Source organism: Arthrobacter sp. TJ-236, assembly GCF_058269235.1.
In genome coordinates this window covers 88459-109076 of sequence record NZ_JBZCNI010000005.1, presented here as the reverse complement: position 1 = coordinate 109076, position 20618 = coordinate 88459, and the positions used below count along the sequence as shown (strand labels likewise).

The window sequence follows — 20618 nt, the reverse complement described above, 5'->3', positions numbered from 1 at the left end:
TTCCCGTGGTGGCGAACGATCGCCCGGGTAACGACAACACGTCGCTCGATCCCACCACCGTGGTCTTCACGGGAGTGGGTGGCGGAGTGGTCTCGGACAACGGGAAGACGCTCACCGTCACCGACGAGGGTGTCTACACCGTGGACGACGACGGTGTGGTGACCTTCGATCCGGAGCCCGGTTTCGTGAACGCGGCCACGCCGGTGGAGTACTCCATCGAGGATGCCGACGGCCAGAGCGTCACGGCCGAGATCCGCGTGAGCGTGACCCCGGTGGGTCCGCGCATGGTCGCGGACGCCGCGGTGACGCAGCAGAACACCCCGGTGACGTTCCAGCCCGGCGAGGACGATCTCCCCGGCGTCGAGGGTGGCAGCCCGGTGGATCTCACCACGCTGCAGCTCCTCGACGGTGACGATCCCGTGGACACGCTCACCGTGCCCCAGGGAACCTTCACGGTGGACCGGTCCACCGGCGCGGTCACCTTCACTCCAGAGCCCGGCTTCAGCGGCTCGGTGCCGACGGTCTTCTACCAGGTGGAGGACGGCAACGGACAGATCGGCACCAGCACCATCAGCATCACCGTGGGGTCCGTGACACCCGTCGCGGGCGACGACCTCCTGACCACGCGTCAGGCGGTCCCGGTGACGGCGAACCTGCTCGCGAACGACGTCCCCGGCAACGAGGCGACGCCGCTCGATCCCACCACCGTGGTCTTCACGGGCGTGGGCGGAGGAACGGTCTCGGACAACGGGAAGACCCTCACCGTCCCGAACCAGGGCGTCTACACCGTGGATGCCGACGGCGTCCTGGTGTTCACGCCCCAGGCGGGCTTCGTGAATGCCGCCTCGCCGGTGCAGTACCGGGTGGCCGACTCCGATCGTCAGACCACCACGGCCACCATCCGTGTGACGGTCACGCCGGTGGGCCCGCGCATGGTCGCGGACGCCGCGGTCACGCAGCAGAACACCCCGGTCACGTTCCAGCCCGGCGAGGACGACCGCCCCGGCGTGGACGGCGGCAGCGCCGTCAACCTCGGCTCGCTCCGCCTGCTCGGCGAGAACAACGCCCCGGTCACGGTGCTCACCCTCGACGAGGGCGTGTTCCGCGTGAACACGGCGAACGGTGATGTCACCTTCACACCGGCAGCCGGTTTCGCCGGACCCGTGCCCGAGGTGCACTACCGCGTACTGGACGGCAACGGCCAGGTGGGCATCAGCACCATCGACGTCCTCGTCACGGCGGTCACCCCGGTGGCGAACCCCGACCTGGCGACCACGCGACAGGCGCAGGCGGCCGTGATCGACGTCGTCGCGAACGACCGCCCCGGTAACGACAACACCCCGCTGGACCGCACCTCCGTGATCTTCACGGGCGCGGGCGGAGGGGTGGTCTCCGACAACGGGAAGACGCTCACCGTCGCCGACCAGGGTGTCTTCCGGATCAACGCGAGTGGTGTCGTGACGTTCACGCCCGCAGCCTCCTTCGTGGGGGAGACCACCGCCGTCGAGTACGAGGTCCGGGACGCCGACAGCTTCACCGTCACGGCGGAGATCCGCGTGACGGTGACCCCGGTGGGCCCGCGCATGGTCGCGGACGCCGCGGTGACGCAGCAGAACACCCCGGTCACGTTCCAGCCCGGCGCCGACGACCTCCCCGGTGTGACCGGCGGGAGCCCCGTGAATGTGGCCTCGGTCCGTCTGCTCAACGGCACCGCGCCCGTGACCCTGCTGTCCCTGGACGGCGTCGGCACCTTCCGCGTCAACACCACCAACGGTGACGTCACCTTCACACCGGCCGCCGGCTTCTCCGGCGCCGTACCCGAGGTGCGCTACCAGATCACGGACGGCAACGGCCAGGTGGGCGTCAGCACCATCGACGTCCTGGTCACCGCCGTCACGCCCACCGCGGGCGACGATTCCGGGACCGTCCTGCAGGGAGAGATCCCGAGCATCGACGTCCTCGCCAACGACGTACCCGGCAACGCGCGGACCCCGCTCGTCCCCGAGAGCGTGGTGCTCGGCACGGTGGACGGCGGAACCCTCTCCGAGGACGGCCGGACGCTCGCCGTCCCGAACCAGGGCACCTGGCGCGTGCAGGGGAGTACGGTCACCTTCACGCCGATCGCCTCCTTCACGGAGGTGGCCACCCCTGTGACCTACACCGTGCAGGACACCGACGGACAGCCTGCGACGGCGACCATCACGGTCACCGTCACCGCCGTGGCTCCCGTGGCCGTGGCCGACGCCGTGACGACCGAGCAGAACACGGCTGTCACCTTCGCCCCGGCCGAGAACGACCGCGCGGGCGTCCAGGGCGGTAGCGTCCCGGTGCCCGCCAGCGTCCGGCTCCTCGACGCTGCAGGTGCCGAGGTCACCGAGCTGGTGCTGGCAGCCGGCCGATTCACGGTCGAGACCGATACCGGACGCGTGACCTTCACCCCCGCCGTCGGCTTCGCCGGCAGCGTGCCGGAGGTGCGCTACAGCATCCGCGACGGCATCGGGCAGCGCTCGGTCGGGTCGATCTCCCTCGACGTCGTGGCCGTCACTCCAGTGGCGAACGCGGACAGCAGGACCACCCGGCAGGCCGAGGCCGTCCCGGTGCCGGTCCTCGCCAACGACCTCCCCGGCAACGAGGCATCTCCCTTCGACGCCACCACCGTCACGCTCGACGTCCCGGCCGGCAGCGGCGCGGACCTCTCCGAGGACCGCAGGACGCTGCAGGTCCCGGGCCAGGGCACGTTCAGGGTGGATCCGGCCTCCGGCACCGTCCTGTTCACCCCGGTACCCGCCTTCACGGGGACCACGGCCACCGTGACCTACACCGTGCGCGACATCAACGGCACGGAGGTCTCCTCGACGCTCTCCGTGACCGTCACCCCGGTGGCGCCCCGCGCCGCCGCCGACGCCGTGACCACCCAGCAGAACGTGGGCGTCACGATCACGCCGGCTGCGAACGACCTCCCGGGAGTGACCGGCGGCAGCACGCCGCTGGCCTCCTCCGTGAGGCTCGTGGACCCGGCCGACGGCAACGCCGTGGACACCCTCGCCGTCACCGGCGGCGTGTTCACCGTGGACACCGCGACCGGAACCGTGCGCTTCGAACCCACCCGGGGCTTCGCCGGACCGGTGCCGCAGGTCGAGTACGTCATCACCGACGGCAACGGGCAGTCCTCTCGCTCTACCATCGACGTGAACGTCGACGCCGTGTCACCCACGGCGGGCAACGATCCCGTCGAGGTGGCGCAGGGCGGGTCCGCGCGGATCACCGTCCTCGGGAACGACACCGCCGGCAATGCCGCGACACCGCTGGTACCGGGCTCCGTGGTGCTCACCGCAGTGGAGGGCGGCCAGCTCTCCGCCGACGGCCGCACTCTCGTGGTCCCCGGCCAGGGCACCTACACGGTCGACGCGGAGTCGGGTGTCGTCGTCTTCGATGCCGAGCCGGCCTTCACGGGCCAGGCCACGAGCGTGACCTACACGGTCACGGACGTGGACGGCACCACCGCCAGTGCCTCGATCCAGGTCGAGGTCACACCCGTGGCACCGCGCGCGGTCGACGACGTCGTCCGCACCGGCCAGAACCAGCAGGTCACCTTCGCCCCTGCGGCGAACGACCGCCCCGGGGTGGACGGCGGCACGCCGCTCGATCCCGCCTCGGTGCGCCTGCTCGACGCCGCGGGCGTCGAGGTGACAGAGCTCGTCCTCGCGGCAGGCACGTTCACCGTGGATCCCGCCACCGGCAGCATCACCTTCGTACCGGCCCAGGGCTTCACGGGATCGGTCCCGCAAGTGACCTACGTGGTCACGGACGGGAACGGCTCGCGTGGTACGGCCGGCATCAGCCTCACGGTGCTGCTCGTCAACCCCGTGGCCAACAACGACTCCGCGTCGACCGTCCAGGGCAGCGCGGTCTCCGTCGACGTCCTCAGCAACGATCTGGCGGGCAACGACGAGACGCCGTTCGACCCGACCACCGTGGTGCTGGGTGCCGTGGACGGCGGGGAGCTCTCGGCCGACGGCCGCCAGCTCGACGTCCCGGGCGAGGGCACGTGGACCGTTGATCCCGACACCGGCCTGGTGACCTTCCGGCCGGAGCCCGGCTTCGCCGGCACGGCCACCACGGTCACGTACACCGTGCAGGACATGGACGGGCAGAGCGTGTCCGCGGACATCTCGGTCCAGGTGACCGCCGTCGGGCCCCGCGTCCGCGCGGACGCCGTCGGCACGGCCCAGAACACGCCGGTGACACTCGATCCCGCCGCGAACGACCTCCCGGGGATCGAGGGCGGCAGCGCCCCCGACCGCACCACCCTCCGGTTCGTGGACGGTGACGGCGAACTCGTCACCACGCTCACCGTGACCGGTGGCACCTACGCGGTGGACATCACCACGGGCATCGTCACCTTCAGGCCGACCACCGGCTTCATCGGTTCGGCCGCGACCGTGACCTACTCGATCGCGGATGCGAACGGCGAGCGCGGCGAGGCGACCATCGACGTCGCGGTGGGGGCCACGGCACCCACGGCAAACGACGACGCCGCCACGACCACCCAGGGCGCGTCCGTGCCGGTCGAGGTCCTCGGGAACGACGTCCCGGTGGACGGGCAGACACCGCTCGTCACCGGATCCGTCACGCTGCGGCCGCTCGCGGGCGCCCAGCTGTCCGAGGACCGCCGCACCCTCGTGGTCGCCGGCCAGGGCACCTGGACCGTCGGCCCCGACGGCGTCATCACCTTTCAGCCGGAAGCCCTCTTCGTGGGGGCCACCTCGCCCGTGACCTACGTGGTCCTCGACGAGAACGGCGAGGAGGCCTCGGCCGCCGTCGTCGTCGACGTCGAGGGCGTGGGCCCGCGCGTGGTGGCGGACGCCGCTCGCACCGACCAGAACACCCCGGTGACGCTCGCGCCGGCCGCCAACGACCTGCCCGGTATCGAGGGGGGCACGCCGGTCGATCCGACCTCCGTGCGCCTGCTCGATGCGGACGGCGAGCCCGTCGAGGAACTCACCGTCGAGGGTGGCACCTTCACGGTGGACACGGCGACGGGTGAGATCACCTTCACCCCGGCACCCGGATTCGCCGGACCGGTGGGGACCGTGCGCTACGTCGTCGCCGACACGGACGGCCGCACGGCCTCCTCGACCATCGACATCAGCGTGGTCGCCGCCACGCCGCTGGCCGGGGACGATGCCGTGACCACCCAGCAGGGCGTCCCGGTCACCGTGGACGTGCTCGGCAACGACTCCGCGGGCAACGACACCACTCCGCTCGATCCGACCACGGTGGCCCTCACCACGCCGGAGGGTGTGGAGGGAGCCGAGCTGTCCGAGGACGGGAAGACGCTGCAGGTACCCGGCCAGGGCACCTACCGCGTGGACCCGGAGAACGGTGCCATCACCTTCACCCCCACGGGTGCCTTCAGCGGCACCGCGGCGCCGGTGACCTACACGGTCAGCGACGTCGACGGCGCCACGGCGAGCGCGTCCTTCACCGTGACGGTGGCCGCCGTGTCACCGCTCGCACAGGACGATTCCGCGGTCACCGAGCCGGAGACGGCGGTGCTGATCGACGTGCTGTCCAACGATCAGCCGGGCAGCCCCGACGCCCTCCTGGTTCCCACGAGCGTGGTGCTCCTGGCGCCCGAGGGTGTCGAGGGTGCCGTGGTCAGCGCCGACGGCCGGGGCCTGCTCGTGCCCGGCGAGGGCTCCTACTCGGTGAACGCATTCACCGGGGCGGTCACCTTCACGCCGGCGGACGGCTTCGACGGGACCACCACGGCGATCACCTACTCGGTGGCCGACACGAACGGCACCCGGGCGCAGGCGCGCATCGTCGTCGTCGTCGGTGACGCGGTGCCGGGCCTCGTGGTGGACAAGATCGCCGTGTTCGAACCCGGTGTCGACGACGCCGACGAGAACGGCGTGGCCGATCCGGGCGAGACCATCCGGTACTCGTTCGACGTCACGAACACCGGCAACGTCACCCTGACCGACGTCGCCGTCCAGGATCCGAAGGTCTCGGGGCTCACTCCCGCGTCCGCGACGATCCTGCGCGGTGAGACGGTCCGCTTCACGGCCGAGCCGTACACGGTGACGGCGGAGGACATCGCCGCAGGAGCCGCGAACAACTCGGCGACCGCGACCGGCGTCACGACCGCCGTGCCGGGAGTGCCGGCCGAGGCCGTGCAGAGTGCACCGGACACCACGAGCACCGTGACGGTGGAGCGCGACGCACAGCTGATGGTCGAGAAGACCGGCGAGCTGTCCGGCGACGACGACATCGCGAACGAGGGCGAGACCATCACCTACTCGTTCGCGGTCCGGAACGCCGGAAACGTGGTCATCAGCGGGGTCACCGTCAACGACCCGCAGGTCACGTTGCCCGACGCCGGTGAGCTCACGCTGGCTCCGGGCGAGGCGCGCACGCTCGAGGCCGATCCGTACACCGTGACGGCGGAGGACATCGCGGCAGGATTCGTGTCCAACACGGCGACGGTGGGCGGAACCGCACCGGCGCTGCCGAACGGCGATCCGGCACCGCCGGTGCTCTCGGCGCCCTCGACAGAGGTGGTGCCCGCAGGTGACGGTCCGCTGGTGCTCGAGAAGATCGCCGAGCTCAACGACGGCAACGGGAACGGCTTCGCCGACGCCGGCGAGACCATCGCGTACTCGTTCGAGGTCACCAACACCGGGCCCGTCCTCATCGGGGACGTCCGGGTGGAGGACGAGCGCGTCACCGGTCTCGACGAGACCGTCGACATCGGGCCTGGCGACACCGGAGAGTTCGAGGCCGATCCGTACGTGGTCACGGACGAGGACGTCGCCGCCGGTTCGATCAGCAACACCGCTCGGGCCTTCGGGCTCCTGGACGGTGCGCGGATCGGATCGGCTCCGGACACCGTCACCACCGCGCCGGCGCCGGTTCGGCCGTCGGTGGACATCGACAAGTCGGTCTCCGCGGGCGACGACGGGGACGTGTCGGACGGCCAGGACGTCGACTACACCGTCACGGTGAGGAACGACGGCAACGTGGACCTCGCCGAGGCGATCGTCGAGGACGATCTGACGGATGTGCTGGACGACGCCGTGCTGAAGCCGGGTACCTCAGCCACCAGCGGCGAGGTGACCGTCACCGGCGGGCAGTTGCGCTGGATCGGTCCACTCGCCATCGGTGAGGAGGCCGTGATCACCTACGGTGTGACGGTCTCGGGCGACACCGGCAACGGGGTGCTCCGGAACTCGGCGACCGCCGTCGGAGTGGTCGATCCGCCGGTTGACCCGCCGGTCGATCCGCCGGTCGATCCGCCGGTTGACCCGCCGGTCGCTCCGCCGGTCGCTCCGCCGGTGACTGACGGTGACGTCACGGTCAACCCCGTGGTGGACGTCCCGCCGGTGAAGCACCCGATCCCGGGCCTCGCCTTCACGGGTGTGCAGCTCACCGGGATCGTGGCGTCGGCCATCGGCCTGCTGGTCATCGGCAGTCTGGCGCTCGTGCTGACGAAGCGCAGGCGGCAGGCAGCGGACGAGTAGCCGCGAGGCCGCCGACGTCGTGTCAGGGCGTGTCAGTACCGGGTCACCGGTGCCGGCACGCCCTTTCGGCTTCCAGGACGGTCCAGGCCTGAACTTGCGAGGACAGCGTCGTGGGGCCGTCACCGGAAGGTGGGAACACCAGGTTCCCGGCCTCCCCGGGGTGCCGGCCGTTCCACACGTGCTCGGCGGTCGCTGTGACGAGCCGGCGAGCCGTGGCGGCGACGTCGGGCGCGAGGTCAGGATGCCCTGCAGCCAGCGAGAGGTAACGCACGAGGATCCCGGTGAAGAGGCCCGCGTCCCCGGCGGACGCGAGCGGCAGGGGTCCAGGTCCGCCGTGATCGGCGAGGGGGCGGTCGGCGAGGTGCTGCTCGACGGCCGCGATGAGCCGCGCCGCGCGCGCGAGGTTGGTCGGCCCGCCGACGGTCACGAGTGCGCCGAGCACCGTACCCTGGTTGTAGGTGTGAACCGTGCGTTCCACGGACCCGTCGGCCCGGATGCCGTCGAGGTAGAGGCCCGTGGAAGCGTCGAACAGTCTCGCGTGCAGCCAGTCGAGCAGGCCCTGCGCGCGGTCGGTCTCCCCGGCCCGCGCGAAGAACAGGGCGGCCGGTGCCGTGCTGGGCGTGTTCTTGTAGTCCCGCGTGGTATTCCACCATACGCCACCGCCGAGGTCACTGGTGTCGGCCGAGCGGAGGGCCGCGCCGAGCACGCGCACGCGGCGTCGATCCCGCCGTCGTCCGTCCTCCGCGGCGGCCCACGTCCCGCCGCGCGTCACTGCTGGCGTCGTCGCCGTGCCGTCGAGCCGCTGCAGCGCGAGCGCGAGCCAGGCCATGTCGTCGTAATAGGCGTTCCGCCAGCGGGCGCCGTTGCGGAGCCAGATGCCGCGGGCCAGCCGTCGGGCCTCGGCGAGCGCACCCGACGCCGGATCGCGGAGACCGGCGTCGATCAGGCAGTCGAGCAGATGGGCCTGCCACCAGTAGTGCCAGTGCCCGCCTGCGGCCGGCGCCGGTACCTCGACGGCACCGAGCCGCGTCCGGGGAACGGCGAGGCTCCGCCGGAGGAACGCCTGCCGGACGCTCGCAGCGGCCACGTCTGCGGCGTCGTCGGGAATGGGCATGTGACCACCCTAGTCAGGCCGCGCAGCCCAGTGCGGTGGGTCAGCACTGGTCAGGGTGCGCAGCGCGAGCGGTGCCGGGTGCGCAGTGGGCCACGTCACAGTACGCTGGCCGCGGGGACGGACCAATGACGCTCAGCACCGCGGAGGGAACAGGCATGGACATCGGGGGAGCGGTTGCGCTCGTGACGGGCGGGGCGTCGGGCCTCGGGCTCGCCACCGCCCGCAGGCTGGTCGACGGCGGCGCCTCGGTGCTCCTGGTGGACCTCCCGGGCTCTGCGGGAGCGGACGTCGCGAAGGAGCTCGACCCCTCCGGTGGACGCGTGCGTTTTGTGGCCGCGGACGTCGCCGACGCGGAGCAGGTGCAGCGCGCCGTCGATGCCGCCGCGGAGCTCGGCCCGCTGCGCATCGTGGTCAACTGCGCCGGCATCGCGACGCCCGGCAAGGTCCTGGGACGCGAGGGCGTCCTGCCGCTCGAGCAGTTCTCGCGGGTGATCACCGTGAACCTCATCGGCACGTTCAACGTCATCCGGCTCACCGCGCAAGCCATGGCCACCACCCCGACCGTCACGGGTCTCGGCGGCTCGGACGAGCGCGGGGTCATCATCAACACCGCGTCCGTGGCGGCCTTCGACGGGCAGATCGGCCAGCCCGCGTACGCGGCGTCGAAGGGCGGCGTGGCAGCCATGACGCTGCCGATCGCCCGCGAGCTCGCCCGCTCCCTCATCCGCGTGGTGACCATCGCGCCCGGCATCTTCGAGACCCCCATGATGGCGGGTCTGCCACAGGAGGCACAGGACTCCCTCGGCGCCCAGGTGCCGCACCCCTCCCGCCTCGGCAAGCCCGTGGAGTACGCCGCACTCGTGGCGCACATCGTCGAGAACCAGATGCTCAACGGCGAGACGATCCGCCTCGACGGCGCCATCCGCATGGCGCCGAAGTAGGCGCACCAGGTTCGCCCGGTCTCAACGGAAAGGACGGCTCGATGGAGAGCCAGCTACCCACCGCCGATTTCCTCGGCTTCGAAACCCTGCTCGCCGGGCACGAGCGCGAGAAGCTCCAGGACGTCCGCGACTTCCTTGCCAAGGAGGTCACGCCGCGCGCCGTCGAATGGTGGAACCGCGCCGAGTTCCCGCACGAGATCCTGCCGAAGCTCGCCGCGCTGGGCCTCAGCACGCCCGTGCAGCAGGGGTACAGCCACCTGTTCAGCGGCCTCGTGATCGCCGAGCTGACGCGGGCGGACACCTCGATCGCCACGTTCTTCATGGTCCACCACGACCTCTTCGTCGAGGCGCTGCACCTGTTCGGCAGCCAGAACCAGAAGGACCGCCTGCTGCAGGACGCGATGGACCTGAAGGTCACCGGCGCCTTCGCGCTCACCGAACCGCTGCACGGTTCCGACGTCGCCGGTGGCATGGCCACCACGGCCAGGCGCGACGGCGACACCTGGGTGATCAACGGTGCCAAGCGGTGGATCGGCAACGGGACGTTCTGCGACTACATGCTGCTCTGGGCACGGGACGCCGAGACGGGCGGGGTGCGCGGTTTCATCCTCGACGCCACACTGGCCGGCGTCACCCGCACCGCCATCGCGAACAAGACGGCGCTCCGCACCGTGCAGAACGCCGACATCACGCTGACCGACGTGCGCATCCCCGAAGCGGACCGCTTCGCCGGCATCGAGACGTTCAACGACACGCGCCACCTCCTGCTCGGCTCCCGCATCCTCGTGGGCTGGCAGGCCGTGGGGCAGCAACTCGCCGCGTTCGACGTCGCCCGGCAGTACGCGGTGGAGCGCCACCAGTTCGGGCGGCCGATCGCCGGTTTCCAACTCGTCCAGGACCAGCTGGTCACCATGATGGGGAACACCACCGCGTGCCTCGGCGTGATGGCGCGCGTCGCCCAGCTTCAGGAACAGGGGGTGTCGGACATGCCGCAGGCCGCCTTCGCGAAGTCCTTCACCACGGCCCGGATGCGCGAGACCGTGGCCCTCGGGCGCGGGATCCTGGGCGGCAACGGTATCGTCACGGACTACGGTATGGCGAAGATCTTCGCCGACGCCGAGGCCGTCTACACCTACGAGGGCTCCTACGAGATCAACAGCCTGATCGTCGGCCGGGCCCTCACGGGCATCTCGGCGTTCGCCTGATCGGCGCGAGGTGCCACGAGGACATGAGAGCACCTCTCATGGTCCGATCGGCCTCGGCTCCCGTTCCGGGGTCCCAGGCCCCAGGACGCGTGGTGACTCCCTTGCCGCAGCGACCTGTCACCGGCGCCGGAACCGCCCGAGGGCCAGGCTCACCGACGGGCCGAGATCGCGTGGATCCCAGATGCTGTGGTGTGCTCCCGCGGACCACCGCAACGTGTCGATCGAGTCGCGTAGGAGGCCACCGCGCCGCTCGATCCGCGCGCGGCGGAGGTCGCCCGTGAGCCACGAGTAACGCTCGCCCGGACGCGCGTCCGGTAGGGGCTCGGTCCCGCCGCCCAGCACCAGATCAGTCCACGCCCGCACGAGCCCCGGCCGAGCCGACTCGGCGAGGGCGAGGGAGCCGAAGAAGCGTCCGTTGAAATCGATGAGGTGCGGCACGCCGCCGTCACCGGTGAGGAACTGGAGTTCGACCAGGCCGCGCCAGCCGAGGTCGCCCAGCAGGGCTTCGGCCTTCGCGACGAGCGCGTCGTCGAGCGGGACCGTGACGGCCCGGGCCGAGGCGCCGTTGGGAGTGGGCCACAGGCGGGTCGAGACCTGCTGGGTCCTCCCGAGGAGGCGTCCTTCGTGGAACACGCCGATCAGCGCGCCCAGCGTGCCGATGATGGGCTGCTGCAGGATGGGCTGGGCGCCGGCGGCCCGGATCCGCTCCACCTGCGGACGAGCGGCCTCGGCCGTCGCGAACAACTTGGCCTCGATGCGGACAGGGTGGGTCTGATTGGTCCCCCAGTGTTCCTTGCACTTGATCACCAGAGGGCCGTTCCATGCGGCGAGGGCAGCATCGGTGGCGAGCTCCGTGTGGGGCGAGCCCAGGCCCGCCTTCTGTGCGTACTGCGCGAGGCGGACCTTGTCGAGCACCGTCTCGACGACCTCGAACTCCGGATGCGCCACCGGGACCGGGATCTGGGACCGGTACGCGGCCAGGGCCGCCATCCAGTCGTCTCCACCGCCGAAGACGACGTCAAACCGGCCGGAGGTGGCGGCGCGCCGCACACCCTCCACGAAGGCGAGGCCGTCGGTGCGTGGACGGGGCACGGTGTAGGAGATGGCGCAGGCGTTGGACGAGCCGAGGGCGCCGCCGCCCTCGGGCGTGCCCACACCGACATACCAGCCCTCGCGCTGGAAAGCCCGTGCAGCGGCGAGCGCGCCCCGGTCGCGCCCCGTCGCCACGATCAGGACGCGCCGCCGCAGTCCGTCGGACCCCGCTCCGGCGGTGCCCGGGTTACCAGGCAGGTGATGCACGTCACACCTCGAAGGTCGTGGTGGGGAGAGTCATCGGACGGCCAGGCGCGTGGACCGCCCGTCGGACCCTTGAACCACAGTAGTCAGCCGGGTCGCCTACGCACGCGAGCGACACAGTGGGAGCGGCACCACCGCGGTGGCGGCCGCGGTCCACCGTCGCGGACGCACATGAAGGCCAGGTGAACGTCCCATAAGAGCTCTCTCATGGCGGACTCATGTTGCTCTTCGATTGGTGCTCTTCACTGGAGACATCCCGAAGGAACCCCACCGATTGGATTCAACGTCATGAGCATCATCATCGAAGGAACCGCACCCGCCGCCACCCTCGTCAGCACGCCGTCGCCGGCCCTCGGCATGGTTCCGGTCGACGCCGAGCGCCTGCAGCTGGCCAAGAAGGCCTACACCACCCGCTTCCTCGCCGCATCGCTGGAGAAGGATGCCAGCGGCTACCTGCTGATGCAGGCCGCCCCGCGACCGGGCGACATCGTCCTCGCCCGTGTGGTGAAGCTCGGGTCCCACCTGAAGCTCGAGAGCCCCGTGTCACGGCGCCAGGTGATGTTCGTCGGTGACGAGATCCTCGTGGCCTACGGCAACCGCTACGCGCCGGACCAGTTCCTCGCCGAGGTCCCCGCCGATCTCGAGGAGTGCCAGCTCGTTGCCGGTGGCGGCGTGGCCGGTCGCGTCCTCGAGCAGCACGCCGGGATGAAGGAGGCTACGACCATCCAGCCGATCGGACTCCTCGCCACGACGGAGGGCGTCGTCAACCTGAAGGACCTCGCCCCGTCCGCTCCCGTGCAACCGGTGAGGGCGGACCTGAGCCGCCCCGCCGTCGTCGCGGTCCTCGGGACCTCGATGAACTCGGGGAAGTCGACCACGCTCGGCTGCCTGGTGAACGGTCTGACGAACGCCGGCCTGCGCGTCTCGGCGGGCAAGGCCACCGGGACGGGCTCGGGCAACGATCCCCGCCTCTTCACCGACGCCGGTGCGCGTCAGGTGCTCGACTTCACCGACTTCGGCCACCCCACCACGTTCCGCCTCGAGTACGCGGAGGTCCGTGAGCTGCTCACGAGCCTGATCGGGCGCCTGAGCACCGAGGGCACCGACGTCGTGGTCGTCGAGATCGCCGACGGCGTCTACCAGGGCGAGACCGCACGGCTCCTCGCCGATCCGGTCTTCCAGGGGGTCGTGGACCAGGTGGTGTTCTCGGCGGCGGATGCGCTCGGCGCGACGGCCGGGGTCCAGGTGCTTCGGGAGAGCGGTGTGCAGGTTGCTGCCGTGTCCGGTCTGCTCACTGCGTCCCCGCTCGCCAAAGAGGAGGCATCGGCCGTACTCGACGTCCCGGTGATCAGCACCTTCGACCTGTGCACGCCCGAGGTCGCGCTCAGCATCGTCCCATCGGCGCAGGACGTGCCGACCCTCGCGTCATGAGGGCGGCCGAGGACAACCCTCGCGCGGCGGCCGACATGCCGAAGCTCCTCGCCGGGGATCGAGTCCGCGTGATGGCACTGCTCATCGGCACGGGACTCCTGCTGGCGGCACTGGCCGGGGTGACCGCGCTGTTCATGACGATGCTGCTCGGCACGGGAGCCGACCTCACGGCGTCGCTCCTGGCGGGTACCGGGCTGCTGACCGCGGCCGTGGGTATCGGCGTGCTGCGCTCCTTCGAGCGTGTCCTTGCCGAACGTCTGGGGCAGAGCTATATCCAAGAAATCCGGGTGGGGCTCGTGGACGCAGCGCTGACACACGAGCAGGCCCCGGCGGCAGGCATCACCATCGCCCGCGCAACCAATGACCTGACGAGTGTCCGCAACTGGATCGCGCTCGGTATCGCACCCCTCGCCGTCGGCGTTCCCCTGATCCTGGGTGCCGCGGTGGGACTGGGCCTTCTCAGCCCTATGCTGGCACTCGCCGCCGTCGCGCCCCTCATCGTCCTCGCGGCCGCGATGATCGTCCTCTCCCGTGCCGCGCTCGACCGGGCGAAGGTGGTGCGGCGCAAGCGGGGTCGCCTTGCGTCCCTCCTCGCCGACACCGTGGCAGCGGCTCCGGTCATCCGGGCGGGCGGCGGCGAGAAGCGCGAACTCCGACGCATCGGCAAGGCCGGTCAGCAGGTGGTCGACGCGTCCATCCACAGGTCGCGGATCGCCGGCTACATCCGCGGGGCAGCCGCAGCCGCGGCAGCCCTCACCGTGGCGGCGGTGGGCATCGCAGGGCTCTGGCAGGGCATCGACACGGCCACGATCGCGGGCGCCCTGACCATCGTGGGGCTCATGTCCGCTCCCGTCAGCGAGTTCGGCCGCGTGGTCGAGTATCGGCAGAACTACAAGGCCGCACGCCGGATCCTGGTCCCTGCGCTCCGGAAGGCCAGTTTCAACAGGCCGGAGGAGCCGGAGGAACGGACCTCCGAGGTCGGAGCGGCCCGTATCGCCAGTTCCCTGGTCGCCGGCGACGGCGTGGTGTCCCTCGTCGCCCCACCCGCCTGTTCCCAGTGCGCCCCGCCCACCCTCCTGGCCGCTCCCGGCGACGTGGTCGCGCTGACCACGGGCGATCCCGCACGGGCGGACGACGTGCTCCGGGCGATCGTCGGGCTGAGGTCGGACCCTCGCGTCCTCGCCTTCGTCGACGGTCAGGACGTGACCGCGGTGGCTCCCGAGGAGCGCCGGCGGCTCATCGGCTACGCGGCGTCCGGCTCGTACCTGGAACGGGGCACGATCGAACGCTCGGTCCGGTACCGCCACCCGGAGGCAGAGACCGAGGACGGGTACCGGGCGCTCAGCAGGGTGGGCCTTGCGCAGTCGGTCGAGGCGCTCCCGCGCGGCGGCCGCACGCAGCTCAGGCGCGGCGGCGAGCCGCTCACCGTCTCGGAACGCGCACGATTGATCCTCGCCCGTGCCGCGCTCGGCGACCCACCCCTGCTCGTGCTCAACCGCATCGATGCCGAGCTCGACGACGAAGGCCTGGAGATCCTCCGGAGCCTCATCGAGGAGTACCCCGGCGTGGTGCTCATCGCACGCGGCCGACCCGACGGTTCGGCACTTCCGGCTGACGCTGCGACGGTCTCGGGTTGGTCGGTCGACTGTCCGCATGACCGTGCCGACGGCAGCGGTGCATGAGCACTAGCCTTAAAGGATGGGCCCCATCGTGAGAACCGCTACATACGGGCCGTGTCGCTGCGCCCACCCCGCCCCGGAGGTCGAATGACGGAACGCACTACCGGTTCACCGCGAGCCATCACATCCGTGCGTGCCCGCATCATCGGATGGGTGACCGGCCTTGCCGCGCTCGGGATCCTCGCTGCGTCGATCACCGCCTACTCACTCCAGCTCGAGCGCGTCGACGTCCGCGTGGGCAATGCCATCGATCAGGAGGTGGAGGAGTTCTCGAGCTTCCTGGTCTCGAGGGGTACCCCGTGGACATCACGCGACTTCCCGACGCTCGTCGAGTTGTTCGAGGCGGCAGAACGCGGCAACGTGGGCGGCCGCTTCGAGACCTTCGTCGGCCTGGTGGGTCCGGACCTCGCCACCGTGTCGGGAGCCACGATCGATCCTCCGCCGAGCGCTGCATTCCTCGCCGAGCTGTCCGGCGTCTCCGCCGGCGAGGGCGTCCGCGACGGATCCGCGGTGATCAACGAATCGGAGGTGCACTACGCCGCCGTCCCGTTCGAGATCGCGGGGCTGGAGCAGAGTGGCACGTACCTGATCATCAACGACATCGGTGCGCAGCGGGAGGAAGCCGTGGCGGCCGCGATCACCTACTCGGGCGTGGCGCTGCTGGGGCTCCTCCTGCTCGCGGCGGTCCTCTGGTGGCTCTCAGGCCGGCTGCTCAGGCCGGTGCGCCTGCTCCGCGACGCGATCACGAACGTCAGCGACGCGGACTTCTCCCAGAGGCTCCCGGTCCGTGGCAGTGACGACATCTCGATGCTCGCCGAGACCTTCAACGGGATGGTCGACAGGCTCGACAACGCGTTCGCCTCGCAGCGTCGCTTCCTCGATGACGCGAGCCATGAACTGCGCACCCCGATCGCCATCCTGCGCGGGCACCTGGAGCTGCTGGAGCTCGATGATCCTGCCCGGGCCCGACGGACCGTGGACATGCTCGTCGACGAACTGGACCGCATGCGGCGCCTCGTCGACGACATCACCCTCCTCGCCGCCGCTGCTCGTCCGGACTTCATGGCGGAGTCGACGTTCGAGGCGGATCGCTTCATCGACGAGATCGCCGACAAGGCACGCCCTCTCGGGCGCCGTCGGTGGCTGGTGGACAGTCGGGTCGACGTGATGCTGCGGGCCGACAAGCAACGGCTCACCCAGGCGCTGCTGCAGTTGGCCGAGAACGCCGTGAAGTTCACCCAGGACGGCGACGAGATCGGGTTCGGCGTCTCGGTGACCGATACCGGGCCTGTTCAGCTCTGGGTGCGGGACACGGGGAAGGGTGTGGACCCCGCGGACGCCGACAGGATCTTCGAACGCTTCGCCCGGGCTCGCGCCGGGCGTTCGCACGGTGGCTCAGGTCTCGGCCTGTCGATCGTGACCGCCATCGCGAAGGGGCACGGCGGCGGCGCGCGGGTCGTCAGTCCCCCCGGGCGCGGGGCGACCTTCATCCTGGAGCTCCCGCGGTCGAGGGTGGGGCTCACCGCTGACTCGCCGTCGTCGGTCGGGAAAGGAGCGGCGCTGTGAGCAAGCGCATCATCATCGCCGAGGACGAGGAGCGGATGCACGAGTTCATGGTCGAGGGACTCGTCCGCGCAGGGTTCGCCTGCGACGTGGTCACCGACGGTTTCGCTGCTTTCCACCTCGCATCCGAGGGCCGCCATGATCTGATGATCCTCGACGTCGGCCTGCCCCTGGTCGACGGGTTCGGCGTGCTGAGCCTCCTCCGGACGGCAGGCGTGTCCCTGCCGGTCATCATCCTCACCGCCCGCACGTCCCTGCAGGACACCGTGACCGGTCTCGAATCGGGCGCCGCCGATTATCTGACCAAGCCCTTCGCGTTCGCCGAACTCCTCGCGCGCATCAACCTGAGATTGCGTGACCGGCGGGCCACCGAGGCCGACGTCCAGCTGGAGCACAACGGCATCCGCCTCGACCCGCAGTCCCGGCAGGCCTTCACCGCGGAGGGCGCCGTCGATCTCTCCAACCGTGAATACACGCTGCTCGAACTCTTCATGCGGAACCCGGGGGCGGTGCTCACCCGCGACCAGATCCTCGACAGGGTCTGGGAGAACGACATCGATCCGGACTCGAACATCGTGAGCGTGTACGTCCAGTACCTGAGGCGGAAACTGGGTGAGGCGACGATTGAGACCGTACGCGGCCTGGGGTACCGGCTGGCAGCTCCGCGACGGACCCCGGGGACTACCGAGAGCTCCTACCGGCAGGCATAGCGGGCCGGTCGGAATAGCGGCCAACGGGGAGCGGTTGCCGCCAGGAGGAAGCGACCCGGCAGGCGCCGGACCACCCTCGAGGAGGAGTACCCCCATGAAGGCAGTGTTCTACGAGCAGTACGGTGACCCCGACGTCCTGACCTACGGCGAGCAGCCGGACCCGAAGGTGGGCCCCGATTCCGTGCTGGTGGAGGTCCGCGCCTCGTCCGTGAATCCCGTGGACTGGAAGATCACCGCGGGCTACCTCGACGCCGCCCTCCCGACGCACTTCCCGGTGATCCCGGGCTGGGACGTGGCCGGCGTGGTGCTGCAGCCGGGCCCGTCCGTCACCGAGTTCGAGGCCGGTGACGAGGTGATCGGGTACGTCCGCATGGATACCGTGGGCCTCGGTACGTTCGCCGAGCAGGTCGCCGCGCCCGTCCGCACGCTCGCGCGCAAGCCCCGCAACGTCTCGTGGGCCGAGGCGGCCACCATGCCGCTGGTCGGGCTCACCGCGTACCAGTCGCTCCGCGCGGTCGGCGCGGGCGAGGGTGACACGGTGCTGATCCACAACGGCGCGGGCGGCGTGGGCACCTACGCCATCCAGATCGCGAAGGCATGGGGCGCGCGCGTGCTCGCCACGTCGTCGGAGAGGAACCACGAGTTCCTGCGCTCTCTGGGAGCGGAGCCGCTTACCTATGGTGAGGGGCTCGCGGGCCGTCTCGCGGAGGTGGCGCCCGAGGGGCTCGACGCCGTGGTCGACTTCGTGGGCGGCGAGGACTGGGTGGCCTCGCTCGAGCAGCTCAAGGACAGCGCGCGCATCGCCTCCATCGCCGATGCCGAGGTGAAGGAGAAGGGCGGCCGGTACGTGTTCGTGCGGCCGAACTCGGAGGACCTCCTCGCCCTCACCGAGCTCGTGGAAGCCGGGGCGGTGAAGCCCGTTCTCGCCGAGACCTTCCCCCTCGAGCGCGCCGCCGACGCCTTCCGCAGCAGTATGGAAGGCCACGTGCGCGGCAAGATCGCCCTGACCGTCGGCGACCAGGGCTGACGCGACCCGCCCGTCCTGCCCAGGACGCCGGAAGGCCCCGACCCAGACGGGTCGGGGCCTTCCGTGCTTGTCCCGCTAGAAGCGGGAGTCCTCGTAGTCGTCGCCGAGCAGGTCCAGCGGTTCACGGCGGGCGTCCTCCTGTGCCCGCACCCAGCGGCGGTAGGCGTGGTCCACACGGTGGCGGCGCGAGCCCGCCGTGATGAGGAGCAGGAAGATGGCCACGGCCGCGGCGAACGCGACCATGGGCGCGAAGGGCTGACCCAGCACCCGCTCGACGGCGATCCACAGCAGGCCCCAGGACGTCGCCGCGGCCACGGAGAGCCGCCCGCGATCGGTGGAGCAGATGATTGCCGCCGTCATGAGCACGGCCACGATCCCGATGGTCGCCCACGTGACGCCGCCCAGCTCGAAGAAGTCCACGCCCGTCGCCGTCAGGAACGCCGCTGCGTTGGCCGACGCCGCCACGAGCACCCAACCGAGGTACAGCCCGATCGGCGTGTCCACGAGAGCACCCTCGAGGCGCGTCTGGGTGTGGTGCTCGTTCATGGTGTGCACCGCCACCAGCAGCGTGAAGAAGAGCAGCATGATCACCACGAGACTCAGGATCAGCTGGTTGCTCTGCGCGCTCAGGATCCACGCGAGGTTCAGGAGCATGGACGCCGCGACCGTCCAGCCCAGGCGCCGCTGCCGCGCGGACACGCGCTGGGCGGGGAACCACTGGAACACCGTGTACGCGATCAGGCCCACGTAGATCACGCTCCAGATGGAGAAGGCCGACGACGACGGCGCCAGCAACGTGGCGTCCGGCGCGAACAGCCCCCCCGCGGCGTCCCTGATGGACGGCCCGCCGAACGCCCCGACGCCCGCCGCCGAGCCCACGATGCACGCGATGGCGCACAGCGTGACCACCGATTGCCGGACGACGTCGGGGTTCCACGAACCGATGTGCCGCACGGTGGCGCTGCTGCCACGCCCGATCGCCCGTCCCGTGGAGCCGGCGGCGACCTTCGCCCTGCCTGCCGCGATCTTCGCCTTCTCGCCGGCCAGTTTCGCCTTCTCGCTCGCGAGTCGGAGCCGCTCGGCGGCATCGGCCGCCGCCTGGCGCTGCCCTGCCGTGTCTGCCGAGGTGTCGTCCCCGGAGGGCGCAGCTCCGAGGCGCCTGCCGGACGTCGCACCCGCGGCCGGGCGCTCGCGGTCCACGCGGGCGTCGCGCCGGGAGGTCGTCGTCGACGCAGCGGTCGAGGGTGCAGAGCCCGAACTCCGCGGTGCCGGCGCCGTGTCGGCTGATGGCGCGTTCACGTGATCGGCGGCCCGGCCGTCGTCGTCCCCGGAGGGTTGGGCGACGCGCGGCTGCGCGGCCTTGAGGCGCTCCAGGACGCTCGCGGTGTCCGTGGCCGGCTGGGCGACGGAGGGTGGAACGGCCGGTATGTCAGGGAGCCTCGGTGCCGGGTTCTTCGGAGTGCTCATGGGCTTTTCGGGCCTTCCGGTGTTTTCTCACGGCGATGACTGCCGCCGTGATGGCTCCCACCAGCGTACCGACAGCCGTTCCGAGCAGGGCGCTGACCCCTGCCGGGAGGCCCGTGGAGGCGCCGGCCACGTACCCGAGGCCCAGGAGCCACGCCGTCCAGAGCGCACCTCCCGCGGCCGCCGCGAGGGCGAACGGCCGGAAGGGCAACTCCGCGATCCCGGCCACGGCCACGCTCGCCGTGCGCCCGCCCGGCAGGAACCGCACGGCGACGACGGCGGCGTACGTGGGGGAACTCCCTGCCTTGTCGATGGCCTTCCGCAGGTTGCGGTGGACGGCGCGGCCCCAGCGGAAGCGGTCCAGCACGTGGGTCAGGCGCCGCCGGAAGAGGAGGAAGAGCACGAGGTCGCCGGTGAGGCTACCGGCGAACGTGATGACGATCGCGAGGGGGAGGAAGAGGGTGCCGTGCGCGGACGCCGTGCCCGCGCCGATGACCAGGAGTTCCGAGGGCAGGATCGGCAGCGCGGCGTCCAGCACCACGACGCCGAACATGAAGAGGAGGTAGAGGGGTGCTGGGATGTCCGTGCCGGGCAGGTCCACCCTGCCAACTTACCGTCCGCGCGGCCCGTGTGGACGGCCGGACGTCACGGGCACGGAGGCC

At 71.0% G+C, this 20618-nt stretch carries 12 protein-coding genes; 8 read left to right on the top strand and 4 right to left on the bottom strand.

Annotated features, from left to right (window positions below):
* Positions 1 to 5: 5 nt before the first annotated feature.
* Positions 6 to 7526 (top strand): Ig-like domain-containing protein, encoded by a 7521-nt coding sequence (locus AC4D16_RS15820; RefSeq protein WP_490955670.1) that lies wholly within the window; start codon positions 6 to 8, stop codon positions 7524 to 7526.
* A gap of 43 nt (positions 7527 to 7569) precedes the next feature.
* Here the strand turns inward: AC4D16_RS15820 and AC4D16_RS15815 are convergent, their stop codons facing one another.
* Positions 7570 to 8640 (bottom strand): glycoside hydrolase family 76 protein, encoded by a 1071-nt coding sequence (locus tag AC4D16_RS15815; RefSeq protein ID WP_490955666.1) that lies wholly within the window; start codon positions 8638 to 8640, stop codon positions 7570 to 7572.
* Positions 8641 to 8795: 155 nt separating this feature from the next.
* On the opposite strand from AC4D16_RS15815, the gene AC4D16_RS15810 reads away from it, so the two are divergent.
* Positions 8796 to 9581 (top strand): 3-hydroxyacyl-CoA dehydrogenase, encoded by a 786-nt coding sequence (locus tag AC4D16_RS15810; protein ID WP_490955669.1) that lies wholly within the window; start codon positions 8796 to 8798, stop codon positions 9579 to 9581.
* A 41-nt stretch (positions 9582 to 9622) separates the two neighbouring features.
* The gene (locus AC4D16_RS15805) at positions 9623 to 10786 is read left to right on the top strand and encodes an acyl-CoA dehydrogenase family protein (protein ID WP_490955665.1); all 1164 of its coding nucleotides are present in this window, start codon (positions 9623 to 9625) and stop codon (positions 10784 to 10786) included.
* Between the two features lie 117 nt (positions 10787 to 10903).
* On the opposite strand, the gene AC4D16_RS15800 is transcribed toward AC4D16_RS15805, so the two are convergent.
* On the bottom strand, positions 10904 to 12085 hold the full coding sequence (locus AC4D16_RS15800; RefSeq protein ID WP_490955664.1) for an ATP-grasp domain-containing protein: 1182 nt from the start codon (positions 12083 to 12085) through the stop codon (positions 10904 to 10906).
* Between the two features lie 285 nt (positions 12086 to 12370).
* On the opposite strand from AC4D16_RS15800, the gene AC4D16_RS15795 reads away from it, so the two are divergent.
* From AC4D16_RS15795 to AC4D16_RS15775, 5 genes are all read left to right on the top strand, one after another.
* A complete protein-coding gene (locus tag AC4D16_RS15795) occupies positions 12371 to 13513 on the top strand; it encodes a P-loop NTPase family protein (RefSeq protein WP_490955663.1) in 1143 nt (380 codons plus the stop codon).
* Entirely contained in the window at positions 13510 to 15195 is a 1686-nt protein-coding gene (locus AC4D16_RS15790) for an ABC transporter transmembrane domain-containing protein (RefSeq protein WP_490955662.1), read from the top strand. The genes AC4D16_RS15795 and AC4D16_RS15790 overlap by 4 nt, the downstream gene beginning before the upstream one ends.
* Before the next feature lie 84 nt (positions 15196 to 15279).
* Positions 15280 to 16758 carry a sensor histidine kinase gene (locus AC4D16_RS15785; RefSeq protein ID WP_490955661.1) on the top strand — a complete coding sequence of 493 codons (1479 nt, stop codon included), beginning with the start codon at positions 15280 to 15282 and terminating at the stop codon, positions 16756 to 16758.
* Positions 16755 to 17465 carry a response regulator transcription factor gene (locus tag AC4D16_RS15780; RefSeq protein WP_490955660.1) on the top strand — a complete coding sequence of 237 codons (711 nt, stop codon included), beginning with the start codon at positions 16755 to 16757 and terminating at the stop codon, positions 17463 to 17465. The genes AC4D16_RS15785 and AC4D16_RS15780 overlap by 4 nt, the downstream gene beginning before the upstream one ends.
* Before the next feature lie 94 nt (positions 17466 to 17559).
* Complete coding sequence (locus tag AC4D16_RS15775) at positions 17560 to 18492, top strand: NADP-dependent oxidoreductase (RefSeq protein ID WP_490955659.1); 933 nt, start codon at positions 17560 to 17562, stop codon at positions 18490 to 18492.
* Between the two features lie 75 nt (positions 18493 to 18567).
* On the opposite strand, the gene AC4D16_RS15770 is transcribed toward AC4D16_RS15775, so the two are convergent.
* On the bottom strand, positions 18568 to 19959 hold the full coding sequence (locus AC4D16_RS15770; protein ID WP_490955658.1) for a TspO/MBR family protein: 1392 nt from the start codon (positions 19957 to 19959) through the stop codon (positions 18568 to 18570).
* Positions 19922 to 20557, bottom strand: coding sequence for a DedA family protein (locus tag AC4D16_RS15765; protein WP_490950894.1), 636 nt, complete (start codon positions 20555 to 20557; stop codon positions 19922 to 19924). Before AC4D16_RS15765 ends, AC4D16_RS15770 begins: the two co-directional genes overlap by 38 nt.
* Between the last annotated feature and the right edge of the window lie 61 nt (positions 20558 to 20618).